Source organism: Streptomyces sp. NPDC056628, from assembly GCF_042792555.1.
GTDB lineage: Bacteria > Actinomycetota > Actinomycetes > Streptomycetales > Streptomycetaceae > Streptomyces.
Genome location: NZ_JBHTWG010000010.1, coordinates 23,829 through 38,588, shown reverse-complemented (window position 1 = coordinate 38,588; position 14,760 = coordinate 23,829). Strand labels below are relative to the sequence as shown.

The window sequence follows — 14,760 nt, the reverse complement described above, 5'->3', positions numbered from 1 at the left end:
TGCGACGGATTGTTATGGGGCGCGCGCTCAGTCGGCGTACAGGGCGGCCAGGCGCAGCGCGTCGGCGGCGAACCGCTCCCGCAGCGAGGGCGGGGCCAGCACCTCCACCTGCGGGCCGAGCGCCGCGAGCTGGCTGCGGGCGACCTCCTCGGACTCCACCGGTACGGTCACCGTCACCCAGCCGTCCCCGTCCGGGGCGCCCGCGGCCTCCAGCGCCTCCCGCGCGGCCCGCGGATCGACGGCGTACCGCAGGGCGCGCGCCCCCTCGGGGGACACCCGCAGCACGACCTCGGCGCGCAGGATCGAGCGCGCGAACTGCTCGGCCCGCTCCTCCCAGAACCCCGGCAGGTCGAACGCCTCGTCCCGCTCGAACCGCCCGTCACCGGCGTCGACGGCGGTGAACCGGTCGATCCGGTACACCCGGTGGGCACCGGCCCCGGCGACCCGGGCGCACAGGTACCAGACGCCGGCCTTCAGCACGAGCCCGTACGGCTCCAGCTCCCGCTCGACCTCGTCCTCCCCGCGCCGGTAGCGGGCGACGATCCGGCGGTCGTCCCACACGGCGTCCGCGACGGCCGGCAGCAGCTCGGGGGCCTTCGGCTCCGTGAACCAGTTCGGCGCGTCCAGATGGAAGCGCTGGGCCGCCGTACGGGAGGCGTCGCGCAGCGAGGGCAGCAGGGCGGCCGACACCTTCAGCCGCGCGGCGGACGCGGCGTCCTCCAGACCCATCTCCCGCAGCGCCCCCGGCACACCGCTGAGGAAGAGCGCCTCGGCCTCGCCGCGCGCGAGCCCCGTCAGCCGGGTCCGGTACCCGCCGACCAGCCGGTACCCGCCGGCGCGGCCCCGCTCGGCGTAGACCGGGACACCGGCCTCCGACAGGGCCTGCGCGTCCCGGGTGACCGTCCGTTCGGACACCTCCAGCTCCCGCGCCAGCTCGGCGGCGGTCATGGAGGGCCGGGACTGGAGCAACAGCACCATCTTGATCAGACGAGCGGCACGCATACGGTCATCATGCCGGGGCCCACCGACAGCGAAGGGGTACGGCGAGTGCCGTACCCCTTCGTCGTTCCTCGGCCGCTTACAGGCCGTACTTCTCGCGGGCTTCCTTCACCGCGCTGGCCTGGACCTCGCCGCGCTTCGCGAGCTGGGCCAGGGCCGCGACGACGATCGACTCGGCGTCGACCCCGAAGTGGCGGCGGGCCGCGTCACGGGTGTCGGAGAGACCGAAGCCGTCGGCCCCGAGCGAGGACCAGTCCTGCTCGACCCACTGCGCGATCTGGTCCGGGACCTGGCGCATGTAGTCGGAGACCGCGAGCACCGGGCCCTCGGCGCCCTGGAGCGCCTGACGGACGTACGGGGTCCGCTCCTCGCCGCGCAGCAGGGCCGCGTCGGCCTCCAGCGCGTCGCGGCGCAGCTCCGTCCAGGAGGTCGCGGACCACACGTCGGCGGCCACGCCCCACTCCTCGGCGAGCAGCCGCTGCGCCTTCAGCGCCCAGTGGATCGCGGTGCCGGAGCCCAGCAGCTGGATGCGCGGGGCGTTCGCCGCCGGGGACAGCCCGGCCGTCTCCGCCGTGTTGAAGCGGTACAGGCCCTTGACGATGCCCTGGTCGATGCCGTCCACCGCGGGCTTCGCGGGCTGCGGCAGCGGCTCGTTGTAGACGGTCAGGTAGTAGAAGACGTCCTGGTCCTCGCCGGGGGCCGCCTCGCCGTACATCCGGCGCAGACCGTCCTTGACGATGGCCGCGACCTCGTAGGCGAAGGCCGGGTCGTACGTCAGCGCCGCCGGGTTGGTCGCCGCGATGACGGGGGAGTGGCCGTCGGCGTGCTGCAGGCCCTCACCGGTCAGGGTGGTGCGGCCGGCCGTCGCGCCGACGAGGAAGCCGCGGCCGAGCTGGTCGCCGAGCTGCCACATCTGGTCGGCCGTGCGCTGCCAGCCGAACATCGAGTAGAAGATGTAGAACGGGATCATCGCCTCGCCGTGCGTCGCGTACGACGTCGAAGCGGCGATGAAGTCGGCCATCGAACCGGCCTCGGTGATCCCCTCGTTGAGGATCTGCCCGTTCTTGGCCTCCTTGTAGTACATGAGCTGGTCGCGGTCGACCGGCTCGTACGTCTGGCCCTTCGGCGAGTAGATGCCGAGGGACGGGAAGAGGCTCTCCATGCCGAAGGTGCGCGCCTCGTCGGGGACGATCGGCACCCAGCGCCGGCCCGTCTCCTTGTCGCGGACCAGGTCCTTGACCAGACGGACGAAGGCCATGGTGGTGGCCACGTTCTGCGAGCCGGAACCCTTGTCGAAGGCGGCGAACGCCTTGTCGGCGGGGGCCGGCAGCGGGGCCACCGGGTGGAGGCGGCGGGCCGGGGCGGGACCGCCGAGCGCCGCGCGGCGCTCCTGGAGGTAGCGCACCTCGGGGGAGTCGGCGCCCGGGTGGCCGTAGGGCACCACGCCGTCGACGAAGTCGCTGTCCTTGACCGGCAGGTCCAGGCGGTCGCGCATCGCCTTGAACTCGTCCACCGTCAGCTTCTTCATCTGGTGGTTGGCGTTCTTCGACGCGAAGCCCTCACCGAGGGTGTGGCCCTTGACCGTCTGGGCCAGGATCACGGTCGGCGCGCCCTTGAACTCGACGGCGGCCTTGTAGGCGGCGTACACCTTGCGGGCCTCGTGGCCACCGCGGGAGAGGTGGAAGCACTCGAGGATCTTGTCGTCGCTCAGCAGCTTCGCCATCTCGGCGAGCGCCGGGTCCTTGCCGAAGAAGTCCTCGCGGATGTAGGCGGCGTCGCGCGTCTGGTACGTCTGCACCTGCGCGTCCGGTACCTCACGCAGGCGGCGTACGAGCGCGCCCGTGGTGTCGAGCTGGAACAGCTCGTCCCAGGCCGTGCCCCACAGCGTCTTGATCACGTTCCAGCCGGCGCCGCGGAACTGGGCCTCCAGCTCCTGCACGATCTTGAAGTTGGCGCGGACCGGGCCGTCGAGGCGCTGCAGGTTGCAGTTGATGACGAAGGTCAGGTTGTCCAGGCCCTCGCGGGAGGCGAGTGCGAGGGCGGCCGTCGACTCCGGCTCGTCCATCTCACCGTCACCGAGGAACGCCCAGACGTGGGAGGACGAGATGTCCTTGATGCCACGGGCGGTCAGATAGCGGTTGAAGCGCGCCTGGTAGATCGCCGACAGCGGGCCGAGGCCCATGGACACCGTCGGGAACTCCCACAGCCAGGGCAGCCGGCGCGGGTGCGGGTACGACGGCAGGCCGTTGCCGCCGGCCTCCTGGCGGAAGTTGTCCAGGTGCTGCTCGGTGAGGCGGCCGTCGAGGAAGGCGCGGGCGTAGATGCCCGGCGAGGCGTGGCCCTGGATGTAGAGCTGGTCGCCGCTGCCGTCGCCCTCCTTGCCCTTGAAGAAGTGGTTGAAGCCGGTCTCGTAGAGCCAGGCGGCGGAGGCGAAGGTGGCGATGTGGCCGCCGACGCCGTGCTTGGAGCCCCGGGTCACCATCGCGGCCGCGTTCCAGCGGTTCCACGCGGTGATCCGGCGCTCCATCTCCTCGTCACCGGGTACGCCGGGCTCACCTGCGGTCGGGATGGTGTTGACGTAGTCGGTCTCGAGGAGCTTCGGCAGCGCGATGCCGGTGCCCTCGGCCCGCTCCAGCGTGCGGCGCATCAGGTATGCGGCGCGGTGCGGGCCAGCCGCCTTGGCGACCGCGTCCAGCGAGGCCTGCCACTCGGCGGTCTCCTCCGGGTCACGGTCGGGGAGCTGGTCGAGCGCGCTCGGCTGGATGGCGTTGGGGTCGGTCATGTCGCCGCCTTCCTCAGTCGAAGGGGGTTCCCTCATCGGCAAGGGTTCAGGGTTGCCCTTTGTCTTTGGCAGGACAGGGCGGGGACCTCGGTAGAGGTCCAGCGGTGACAATAACTCCCTGATCGATGATCGATCAAAGGGTTCCGGGGTAAAACATCGCGATCCGGGGAAAGTCGGCATGCGGTGCCTCGGTGAATGGCACCGGGTGCCGCGTTTTCGAAGGATCTCCGCAGGTGAGCGGGGTGATGCTCGCCTGTCGGATCAGGCCCTGGGGGCGCAGCCGAGCACGTGCGCCTTCACCAGTTCAGCGATCCGCGGGTCCCGCCGGCGGAACGCCTGGACGAGCTCCTCGTGCTCCTCCGCGTACGACTGCTGAACGGTGCCGAGCCAGCGGATGGACAGAGCGGTGAAGACCTCGATGCCGAGGCCCTCCCAGGTGTGCAGCAGCACCGAGTTGCCCGCGGCCCGCACCAGCTCGCGGTGGAAGCCCACGGTGTGCCGCACCTGCCCGGTGCCGTCGGCGTCCCGGTCGGCCTCGTACAGGGCCGCCACGTGCGGTTCCAGCGCGGAGCAGTCCTCGGCGAGGCGGTCCGCCGCCAGCTCGGCGGCTATGGCCTCGAGGCCGGCCCGGACCGGGTAGCTCTCCTCCAGATCGCCCGCGGTCAGGTTCCGCACCCGCACGCCCTTGTTCGGGGCGGACTCGATCAGCCGCAGCGACTCCAGCTCGCGCAGTGCCTCCCGCACCGGGGTCTGGCTGACCTCCAGCTCGGTGGCGATGCGCCGCTCGACGATCCGCTCACCCGGCTGCCAGCGCCCGCTGATGATCCCCTCGAGGATGTGCTCGCGGATCTGTTCGCGCAGCGAGTGGATGACGGGGGCGGTCATGAAAGCTCCTTAGGGCGCGTTGACGTTTAGACAATACGGCGGTTGCGCTCCACGGGGTGGGGTGACGGCGGCGCTTTGGTGCAGGTGAGACGAGACTTACACGGGGTTCGGCGCGAAGGGCGCCCAGGAGCCCGGTGTGCGGGGTCGACGGGCGGTGGCGCGGGCTCGTCGTGCCGGCGGCGCCGTTCCCCGCGCCGCTCGGGGGCGTTGCGGTTCGGCCCTGCCGAACAAGCGGCGCCCCGCCCGGGTGAGCCCGGACGGGGCGCCGTACTGCCGATCAGAAGGGCTCAGAGGCCGAGCTCGACCTCGAACTCGCCCGCCTCGAGGATCGCCTTGACCGCCGTCAGGTAGCGGGCCGCGTCGGCGCCGTCCACCAGGCGGTGGTCGTAGGACAGGGTCAGGTACGTCATGTCGCGGACGCCGATGACCGTGCCCTCCTCGGTCTCGATGACCGCCGGGCGCTTGACCGTGGCACCGATGCCGAGGATCGCGACCTGGCCCGGCGGCACGATGATCGTGTCGAAGAGCGCACCGCGCGAACCGGTGTTGGAGATGGTGAAGGTCGCGCCGGACAGCTCGTCGGGCGTGATCTTGTTGCTGCGGACCTTGCCCGCCAGCTCCGCCGTGGCCTTGGCGATGCCCGCGATGTTGAGGTCGCCGGCGTGCTTGATGACCGGGGTCATCAGGCCCTTCTCGGAGTCCACCGCGATTCCGACGTTCTCGGTGTCGAAGTAGGTGATCGTGCCCTCGGCCTCGTTGATCCTGGCGTTGATGACCGGGTGGGCCTTCAGCGCCTGGGCCGCCGCCTTCACGAAGAACGGCATCGGGGAGAGCTTGACGCCCTCGCGCGCGGCGAAGGAGTCCTTGGCCTGGGCGCGCAGGCGCATCAGGCGGGTGACGTCGACCTCGACGACCGAGGACAGCTGCGCCTGCTCGTGCAGCGCCTTGACCATGTTGTCGCCGATGACCTTGCGGATGCGCGGCATCTTGACGGTCTGGCCGCGGAGGGGGGAGGCCTCCAGGGTCGGCGCCTTCTTGGCGGCCGGGGCCGCGGCGGCCGGAGCCGGCGCGGCGGCGGCCTTCGCGGCCTCGGCGGCGGCGACGACGTCCTGCTTGCGGATCCGGCCGCCGACGCCGGTGCCCTTGACGGAGCCCAGGTCGACGCCGTGCTCGGCGGCCAGCTTGCGCACCAGCGGGGTGACGTAGGCGCCCTCGTCGGTGGCCTGGGCGGCCGGAGAGGCGGGGGCGGCGGGGGCCTTGGCCGGAGCCGGAGCGGCCGGGGCCGCCGGAGCGGGGGCCGGGGCGGCGGGCTGGGCCGGTGCCGGGGCGGCAGCGGCGGGCGCGGCCGGAGCGGCGGGGGCCGGGGCGGGCGCGGCAGGAGCCGGGGCGGGCTGGGCCGGCTCCGCGGGGGCGGCCGGAGCCTGCGCGGCGGGGGCCGGGGCCTCCTGTGCCGGGGCGGCCGCCGGAGCGGCACCCGCGGCACCGATGACGGCGAGCTTGGCGCCGACCTCGGCCGTCTCGTCCTCGCCGACCACGATCTCCAGCAGGGTGCCGGACGCGGGGGCGGGGATCTCGGTGTCGACCTTGTCGGTGGAGACCTCGAGCAGCGGCTCGTCGGCCTCGACGGAGTCGCCGACCGACTTCAGCCAGCGGGTGACGGTGCCCTCGGTGACGGACTCGCCGAGCGCGGGCAGGACGACGTCCGTGCCCTCGGCGGAGCCGCCGCCGGACGCGGCCTCGGCGGTCGGAGCGGGCGCCGGGGCGGCCTGCTCGGTGGACGGCGCGGCGGCGGCCGGCTCCGGAGCCGCGGCGGGCTCGGGCTCGGGCTCGGCGGCCGGGGCCGGGGCGGCGGCCGGGGCGCCGGAGCCGTCGTCGATCACGGCCAGCTCGGCACCGACCTCGACCGTCTCGTCCTCGGCGACCTTGATGGAGGACAGCACGCCGGACGCGGGCGAGGGGATCTCGGTGTCGACCTTGTCGGTGGAGACCTCGAGCAGCGGCTCGTCGGCCTCGACGCGCTCACCCTCGGCCTTCAGCCAGCGGGTGACAGTGCCCTCGGTGACGCTCTCGCCGAGCGCCGGAAGGGTTACGGAAACCGCCATGGTTTCGGTTGCTCCTTACGAATTGCGGAAGTCTGTGGGCGTCGCTGGGACGCGGAGTCGCTTCGTCGGCCGAGGGTCAGTCGTGCGCGTGCAGCGGCTTGCCCGCCAGGGCCAGGTGCGCCTCGCCGAGCGCCTCGTTCTGCGTCGGGTGGGCGTGGATGAGCTGGGCGACCTCGGCCGGCAGCGCCTCCCAGTTGTAGATCAGCTGGGCCTCGCCGACCTGCTCTCCCATGCGGTCGCCGACCATGTGGACGCCGACCACGGCGCCGTCCTTGACCTGGACGAGCTTGATCTCGCCCGCGGTGTTCAGGATCTTGCTCTTGCCGTTGCCCGCGAGGTTGTACTTCAGAGCGACGACCTTGTCCGCACCGTAGATCTCCTTGGCCTTGGCCTCGGTGATGCCGACGGAGGCGACCTCCGGGTGGCAGTAGGTCACGCGGGGGACACCGTCGTAGTCGATCGGGACGGTCTTCAGACCGGCCAGCCGCTCGGCCACCAGGATGCCCTCGGCGAAGCCGACGTGCGCGAGCTGGAGGGTGGGGACGAGGTCACCGACGGCGGAGACGGTCGGCACGTTGGTGCGCATGTACTCGTCGACGAGGACGTAGCCGCGGTCCATCGCGACGCCCTGCTCCTCGTAGCCGAGGCCCTGCGAGACCGGGCCGCGGCCGACGGCGACCAGCAGCACCTCGGCCTCGAACTCCTTGCCGTCGGCGAGGGTGACCTTGACACCGTCCTGGGTGTACTCGGCCTTCTGGAAGAAGGTGCCCAGGTTGAACTTGATGCCGCGCTTGCGGAAGGCGCGCTCCAGGAGCTTGGAGCTGTTCTCGTCCTCGACCGGGACGAGGTGCTTCAGGCCCTCGATGACCGTGACGTCGGCGCCGAACGACTTCCACGCCGAGGCGAACTCGACGCCGATGACGCCGCCGCCCAGGATGATCGCGGACTTCGGCACGCGGTCCAGGACGAGGGCGTGGTCCGAGGAGATGATCCGGTCGCCGTCGATGTCCAGGCCCGGCAGGGACTTCGGCACGGAGCCGGTCGCGAGCAGCACGTGGCGGCCCTGGATCCGCTGTCCGTTCACGTCGACGGAGGTGGGGGAGGACAGCCGGCCCTCACCCTCGATGTACGTCACCTTGCGGGAGGCCACGAGACCCTGGAGTCCCTTGTACAGACCGGCGATCACGCCGTCCTTGTACTTGTGGACCCCGGCGATGTCGATGCCCTCGAAGGTGGCCTTCACGCCGAACTGCGCGCTCTCGCGGGCCTGGTCGGCGATCTCGCCCGCGTGCAGCAGGGCCTTGGTGGGGATGCATCCCCGGTGCAGGCAGGTGCCGCCGACCTTGTCCTTCTCGATCAGGGCGACGTCCAGGCCCAGCTGCGCTCCGCGCAGGGCCGCGGCGTAACCGCCACTACCACCGCCGAGGATCACTAGGTCGAAAACGGTGCTGGCGTCGTTCGCCACGTCACGTCCTCCATGCATGTGCGCCGTACGCCGGTCAGCGTTGACCGGGCGGCGGCTGGTGTCCGGCCGCTCTTTCTCCGGCCCTGTGGTGGGGGCCCTGTCCTGCCGAGCCCCATCTTCGCACCTGTCCACACCGAACGAGACGCCGGGCCGGTGTGTGAGACGTCCCACTCACCGCCGTCCGGTGGGCCGTGAACCGGACGGCGACGGGGCCTCGCCCTACCCGCGTGCGAGGCCCCGTCGGCCGGGAACCGGGTGTCAGCCCAGGTCGCCCGCGGCCGTCAGCTCGGCCAGCCGCACCAGCGTCCGCACCGCGGAGCCCGTGCCGCCCTTGGGCGTGTACCCGAAGGGGCCGCCCTCGTTGAACGCCGGGCCGGCGATGTCGAGGTGCGCCCAGGTGATGCCCTCGCCCACGAACTCGCGCAGGAAGAGACCCGCGACCAGGCCGCCGCCCATCCGCTCGCCCATGTTCGCGATGTCGGCGGTCGGGGAGTCCATGCCCTTGCGCAGGTGCTCCGGCAGCGGCATCGGCCACGATGCCTCGCCGACCTCCTCGGCGGCCTCCACGACGGCCGCGCGGAACGCGTCGTCGTTGGCCATCACGCCGAAGGTGCGGGAGCCGAGCGCCAGCACCATCGCGCCGGTCAGGGTCGCCACGTCCACGATGGCGTCCGGCTTCTCCAGGGAGGCCGCCCACAGCGCGTCGGCCAGCACCAGCCGGCCCTCGGCGTCGGTGTTGAGGACCTCGACGGTCTTGCCGCTGAACATGCGCAGCACGTCACCGGGACGGGTGGCGGAGCCGGAGGGCATGTTCTCGGCCAGCGCCAGCCAGCCGGTGACGTTGACCTCGAGGCCGAGGCGCGCGGCGGCGACGACGGCGGCGAACACGGCGGCCGCGCCGCTCATGTCGCACTTCATCGTCTCGTTGTGCCCGGCCGGCTTCAGCGAGATGCCGCCCGAGTCGTAGGTGATGCCCTTGCCCACGAGGGCGAGGTGCTTGGCGTTGCGCGAGTGCGTGTACGACAGCTTCACCAGGCGCGGGCCGGAGACGGAGCCGGCCCCCACGCCGAGGATGCCGCCGTAGCCGCCCTTGGCGAGCGCCTTCTCGTCGAGCACCTGCACCTTGATGCCGTGCTCCTTGGCGGCCGCCGCGGCGATCGCGGCGAAGGACTCCGGGTTGAGGTCGTTCGGTGGGGTGTTGATGAGGTCCCGGGCGCGGTTGAGCTCCTCGGAGACGGCCGTGGCGCGCTCGAGCGCGGCCTTGTGCGCCTTGTCGCGGGGCTTGGCGCCGAGCAGCACGGCCTCGGCGAGGGGCGCCTTGCCGTTGCCGCGCTCCCCGGAGGTGCTCTTGTAGGCGTCGAAGGAGTAGGCGCCGAGCAGGACTCCCTCGGCGATCGCGCCGAGGTCGGCGGCGTCGGCCAACGGCAGCGCGAACGCGGCCTTCTTGGAACCGGCGAGGGCGCGCCCGGCCACACCGGCCGCCTTGCGCAGGACCTCGCCGTCGAAGCCGGCCTCCTCGTCCTCGGGCAGGGCGCCGAGGCCGACCGCCACGACGACCGGGGTCTTGAAGCCGGACGGGGCGGGGAGCTTCGTCACCTCGCCCTCGGAGCCGGAGGCGCCGAGGGTCTCCAGGACGCCGCCGAGCTTGCCGTCGTACGCCTGGTCCACGGCCTCGGCGCCGGGGGCGACGACCAGGCCCGCGCCCTTGGAGCCGGCGCCCTTGGCGACACCGATCACGAGCACGTCGGCGCGCAGGCCAGGCGCCGCTGCGGTGCTGAGAGTCAGAGCAGTCACGGTGGTGATTTCTCGCTTCCGATGTGAAGTTGCGGTGGCCGAAAGGTGTGGGTCGGCCGGGCCCGAGGGCCGACCCTAGTTCCGACCTGGCGGTGCGGGTGTCAGCGGGGCCTTCCCCGGTACGGCACGAACCTGCGGCTGAGCCTACGCTCGCAAGGGCATTCGCTCATTCCTGCGGTCGTTCACCCGTCTGTGGCGTCGCGCCGCTTCCCGATCCCCGGCACCGGTGAGCTGAGTCACACTCGTGTGGTTTCCGGCGAGCGATCCGCTCGCCGTTTCGCATGATTTCCACGGATCCTCCGCGGCTCCCACACGCGGAGTGCCCGGGGATCCTCTGGGGGGAAGGACGAACCATGGCGCACGGAGCGCACCGTTGGAGAGACACGGCCGCCGTCTCGGTGGCCGCCGGTCTGCTGGCGCTGGGCCTGGGCGTGCCCGGTGCCTCGGCCGCGGCCGAACCGCGCGTCGACCTCAAGGTGCTCGTCGTGGACGACGGCGGCAGCGCGGTCCAGGCCATCACCGCACAGCTCGGCAGCACCGGCGTCCCGTACACCACCGTCGACCTGAACGACACGAACCGCCCGGCCGTCACCCAGGCGTTCCTCAGCGACAGCGTCGGCGGCACCCCGCGCGCCAAGTACCAGGGCGTCGTGCTGCCCCACGAGGCGCCCTTCGGCGCGGGCTCGGCCGAGCAGACCGCGCTGGAGGACTTCGAGCGCGCCTTCGGCATCCCACAGGTGGACGCCTACACCTGGGCCCACCCGGGCGTCGGCCTCGACTACACCACCGAGGGCGGCTGGGCGGGCAGCCTCGACGGACACGAGGCCGCGGTCACCGCCCAGGGCCGGGCCGGTGCCTTCGGCTATCTCGACGGCGCCTTCACCTTCGAGGACAACGACCCGTCCGTGCCGGAGAGTTACGGCTACGCCGCCCGGCCCCGCGCCGGCTTCACCAGCTACGTCGACGTCCCGGTGCCGGGGGGCTCCGGGCGGGGCAGCCTGGTCGGCGAGTACGCCGCCGACGGGCGCCGCCGGCTCGTCGTCACCTTCGCCTACAACCAGTACCAGCAGCAGTTCCGGCTGCTGGCCCGCGGCATCGTCGAGTGGCTGACCCAGGGCGTCCACCTCGGCCAGGCGCGCAACTACCTCGCCGTGCACGTCGACGACGTCTTCGCGCCCGACGCCCGCTGGGACACCGAGCGCGACTGCACGCCAGGGGACATCGACTGCGCCGGGGGCGGCGGCGAGGAGGCCCCGCCGATCCGGATGACCGAGCAGGACGCGGTCCGGGCGGCGCAGTGGCAGCGCGAGAGCGGCTTCCAGCTGGACATGGTCTACAACGCGGGCTCGGGCGAGGAGTGGAGGACCGAGCACGGCGGCACCGACGCCCTCGCCGCGCGGCTGCTCGCCGACCGCGACCAGTACCGCTGGATCAACCACACCTACACGCACCCGTTCCTCGGGTGTGTGCAGGACACCTCGACCGTGCCGTGGAGCTGCGCCAGGAACGCCGACGGCTCGGTCCGGTACGTGAGCCGGTCCGAGATCTCCGCCCAGATCCGGGACAACCACACCTGGGGCGTGGCCAAGGGCCTCCCGCTCGACCGCACGGAACTGGTCACCGGCGAGCACTCCGGCCTGAAGACCCTGCCGCAGCAGCCCGCGGACAACCCCGACCTGGCCGGCGCCCTCGCCGACAACGGGGTCAGGTGGATCGCCTCGGACAACTCCCGCGAGGCCGCCCAGCGCCCGGTCGGCTCCGCCCTCACCGTGCCCCGCTACCCGATGAACGTGTACTACAACACGGGCACCGCTCAGGAGATGGCCGACGAGTACAACTGGATCTACACCTCGAAGGCCGACGGCGGCAGCGGCATCTGCGAGTCCAGCCCTTCCTCCACCTGCCTCGACGAGCCGCTGGACGTCGCCACCGGATACGCGCAGCACATCGTGCCGCAGGAGGCCCGGGCCGCCCTCGGGCACGTCATCTCCAACGACCCGCGCCCGCACTACGTCCACCAGTCCAACCTGGCCGAGGACCGGATCCTCTACCCGGTCCTGGACAAGGTGCTCGCCGACCACCGCGCCCTGTTCGCGGACAACACCCCGCTGGAGAATCTCCGCCAGAGCGCCATCGGCACCGAGTTCAAGCGCCGTGACGCCTGGCGGACCGCCCTCTCCCAGGGCCGGGTGACCGCGTACCGCGTCGGCTCCAAGGTCACCGTGAGCGCGCCCTCCGGGGTGCAGATCCCGGTGACCGTGCCGGAGGGCACCCGCAGGCAACTCCTGCTCGGGACCTCCGTGTTCGGCGCCCCGTACGCGGGTCTGCGCTCGGCGTGGACGACGCCGGAGCCGCTCCAGACGGCGGTGACGCTGCGGCTGCCGTAGCCGTCCGTCCGTGGGGACCGCCCGCCCGGTGACGGGCGGCGGTTGCCCGGGGCTCAGCCCAGCGACAGCACGACGAGCGCGGTCGTGGCCGCCGTCTCCGCGAGCCCGCCGAAGACGTCCCCGGTGACCCCGCCGAAGCGGCGGACGCAGTGCCGCAGCAGCAGTTCGGCGCAGCCGAGCGCGGCGAGGACCGCGACCGCGGCGCGTACGGCACCGTCCGTGCCGAGGGTCGCCCCCGCGGCGGCGGCCACCGCGGTCACGGCCAGGGCGGCGCCGGCCGCGGCCCGTACCGGGACGACCCCGGCGACCGCGGCCCCCAGTCCCTCCGGGCGGGCGGGGGGCACGCCCGTGCGGGCGGCGAGGGTGAGCGCGAGCCGGGCGGTGACGGCCGCGACGGCGGTGGCCAGAGCGCCCCGGGCCCACGAGTCGTCGTACAGCCGGGCCAGCGCGGCGACCTGCGCGAGCAGGACGAACAGCAGCGTGATCACACCGAACGGCCCGATGTCCGACTGCTTCATGATCCGTAGCGCGTCCTCGGCCGGCTTGCCGCTGCCGAGCCCGTCCGCGGTGTCGGCGAGCCCGTCCAGGTGCAGCCCCCGGGTGAGGACGGCCGGGACGGCGGCCGCCGCGACGGCGGCGAGCAGGGGACCGGCGCCGAGGAACAGCGGCACCAGGGCGACGGCCGCCGCCCCGCAGCCCACCACCACCCCGACCAGCGGGGCGCACAGCATCCCGCCGCGCGCCGCGTCCCGGTCCCAGCGCCCCACCCGCACCGGGAGCGCGCTCAGCGTGCCGAAGGCGAACCGGAGGCCGTGCGGGGGCGGTGGGGTCATGGACACGCCCGCAGACTAGCCCGGACGTCCGTCCCGCCGGGCAGCCCACCCCCGTCCCGCCCACACTGAGGACATGGGTGACTGGTGGCAGCGCAACATCGTCGAACCGGGGAAGCTCCCCCTGCTCCTGGCCCTGACCGCCTTCGTGGTGACGTTTCTCGTCACCCGGCTCGTCACCCGCCTCATCCGGGCGGGCAGGGGCCCCTTCCGGAACATCAGCAGCGGCTCCGTCCACATCCACCACGTCGTCCCCGGGATCGTCCTCACCGTGGTCGGCGGCTTCTGCGCGGTCGCGGGCGGCCAGCGCGGCTTCGGCTCGGCCCTGGCCGCCGTGGTCTTCGGGGTGGGCGCCGGCCTGGTGATGGACGAGTTCGCCCTGATCCTGCACCTGGACGACGTGTACTGGAGCGAGGACGGCCGCAAGAGCGTCGAGGTGGTCGTGCTCACCACCGCTCTCGTCGGCCTGCTCCTGCTCGGCTACGCGCCCTTCGGCGTCAACGACCTCAATCAGGACGAGATGCAGAACCGCGGGGCGGCGCTCGGCACCATCGGCGGGAACTTCCTGGTCGCCCTGCTCGCCCTGTACAAGGGCAAGGCCAAGACGGCGCTCTTCGGCGTGGTCATCCCGTTCGTCGCCCTGTTCGGCGCCGTCCGTCTGGCCCGGCCCACGTCCCCCTGGGCGAGACGCTTCTACCGCCGCCGGCCGCGCGCCCGCGCCAGGGCCCTGCTGCGCTCCTACCACCACGACCGGCGCTGGCTGGGCCCCAGCCGCAGATTTCAGGACTGGCTCGGCGGCGCCCCCGACGTGGAGCCCGCCCGCGCCCTGGAACGCCGCTGACGCCCGGCCGCCACCGCGCACAGCACCGCCACGGCCACGACGGCCGCCCCATGCTCCCGGCCGGCGAGGTCGTCCTTCAGGACGACCTCGACGACCATCGCCCCCGCCACCGCACCCGCCGTGAGGTACGCCCCGTGCCGCCAGCCGGCGAACAGGGCCAGCCCCACGACGGCGGCCGACGGGCCGGTGTCCACGACCCGTGCGTCCGAACCGGGCAGCCCCAGCGGGTGGTCCGGCCCGAGCGCGATGCCCAGGCGCGCGTAGAGGGTCCCGGCGAGGGTCGCCGCGTAGGCGACGGCCAGGGTCCGCCACCGCCCCAGGGACAGCTCGGCGATCCCGAAGACGACCAGGATCTGCGCGAGCGCGCCCCACACCGGCAGGCCGGCGGCGGGCACGAACGGGGACAGCGGGGTACGCGCGAGCGCCTGCCACAGCGGGTCCTCGGCCCGTACGCCCCCGAGGTCCCGGACGACCGGCCGCCCCCAGGACCGCTGCTGGACCACCTGCGCGAGCCCGGTGAGACAGACGGCGGCGAGCGTCAGCGACACCCCCCGCCACCGCCGCCGCGCCCAGCCGGCCCGCACGGCCCGGTACAGCGGGCCCCACTCGGCGCGGGCCAGGCGACCGAGCCTGTCAGCTCTCACGAACCGTGATCCTATGTCCCGGTTCGTCCTG

The 14,760-nt window shown here is 72.9% G+C and carries 10 protein-coding genes; 2 read left to right on the top strand and 8 right to left on the bottom strand.

Features of this window, described 5'->3' with window-relative positions; genetic code table 11:
- Positions 1-27: 27 nt before the first annotated feature.
- From ACFRAC_RS15455 to ACFRAC_RS15430, 6 genes are all read right to left on the bottom strand, one after another.
- Complete coding sequence (locus ACFRAC_RS15455; RefSeq protein ID WP_382924395.1) at positions 28-1,002, bottom strand: helix-turn-helix transcriptional regulator; 975 nt, start codon at positions 1,000-1,002, stop codon at positions 28-30.
- Between the two features lie 76 nt (positions 1,003-1,078).
- Positions 1,079-3,781, bottom strand: a complete 2,703-nt coding sequence (gene aceE, locus ACFRAC_RS15450; RefSeq protein WP_382924394.1) for a pyruvate dehydrogenase (acetyl-transferring), homodimeric type — start codon at positions 3,779-3,781, stop codon at positions 1,079-1,081.
- 261 nt (positions 3,782-4,042) lie between these two features.
- The gene (locus ACFRAC_RS15445; protein ID WP_361343645.1) at positions 4,043-4,666 is read right to left on the bottom strand and encodes a GntR family transcriptional regulator; all 624 of its coding nucleotides are present in this window, start codon (positions 4,664-4,666) and stop codon (positions 4,043-4,045) included.
- A gap of 287 nt (positions 4,667-4,953) precedes the next feature.
- Positions 4,954-6,768: a 2-oxoglutarate dehydrogenase, E2 component, dihydrolipoamide succinyltransferase gene (gene sucB, locus ACFRAC_RS15440; RefSeq protein WP_382924393.1), complete on the bottom strand. Its 1,815-nt coding sequence runs from the start codon at positions 6,766-6,768 to the stop codon at positions 4,954-4,956.
- 76 nt (positions 6,769-6,844) lie between these two features.
- A complete protein-coding gene (gene lpdA, locus ACFRAC_RS15435; protein WP_361343639.1) occupies positions 6,845-8,233 on the bottom strand; it encodes a dihydrolipoyl dehydrogenase in 1,389 nt (462 codons plus the stop codon).
- A 258-nt stretch (positions 8,234-8,491) separates the two neighbouring features.
- Complete coding sequence (locus ACFRAC_RS15430; RefSeq protein WP_382924392.1) at positions 8,492-10,027, bottom strand: leucyl aminopeptidase; 1,536 nt, start codon at positions 10,025-10,027, stop codon at positions 8,492-8,494.
- Between the two features lie 353 nt (positions 10,028-10,380).
- Here ACFRAC_RS15430 and ACFRAC_RS15425 point away from each other — a divergent pair, with 353 nt between their 5' ends.
- Positions 10,381-12,414, top strand: a complete 2,034-nt coding sequence (locus ACFRAC_RS15425) for a hypothetical protein (protein WP_382924391.1) — start codon at positions 10,381-10,383, stop codon at positions 12,412-12,414.
- Positions 12,415-12,467: 53 nt separating this feature from the next.
- Here ACFRAC_RS15425 and ACFRAC_RS15420 read toward each other — a convergent pair whose 3' ends face one another.
- Positions 12,468-13,247, bottom strand: coding sequence for an adenosylcobinamide-GDP ribazoletransferase (locus tag ACFRAC_RS15420; protein ID WP_382924529.1), 780 nt, complete (start codon positions 13,245-13,247; stop codon positions 12,468-12,470).
- 73 nt (positions 13,248-13,320) lie between these two features.
- Here ACFRAC_RS15420 and ACFRAC_RS15415 point away from each other — a divergent pair, with 73 nt between their 5' ends.
- Positions 13,321-14,085 (top strand): hypothetical protein, encoded by a 765-nt coding sequence (locus ACFRAC_RS15415; protein ID WP_382924390.1) that lies wholly within the window; start codon positions 13,321-13,323, stop codon positions 14,083-14,085.
- Here the strand turns inward: ACFRAC_RS15415 and ACFRAC_RS15410 are convergent.
- Positions 14,025-14,729 (bottom strand): hypothetical protein, encoded by a 705-nt coding sequence (locus ACFRAC_RS15410; RefSeq protein ID WP_382924389.1) that lies wholly within the window; start codon positions 14,727-14,729, stop codon positions 14,025-14,027. The genes ACFRAC_RS15415 and ACFRAC_RS15410 overlap by 61 nt on opposite strands.
- Positions 14,730-14,760 lie beyond the last annotated feature (31 nt).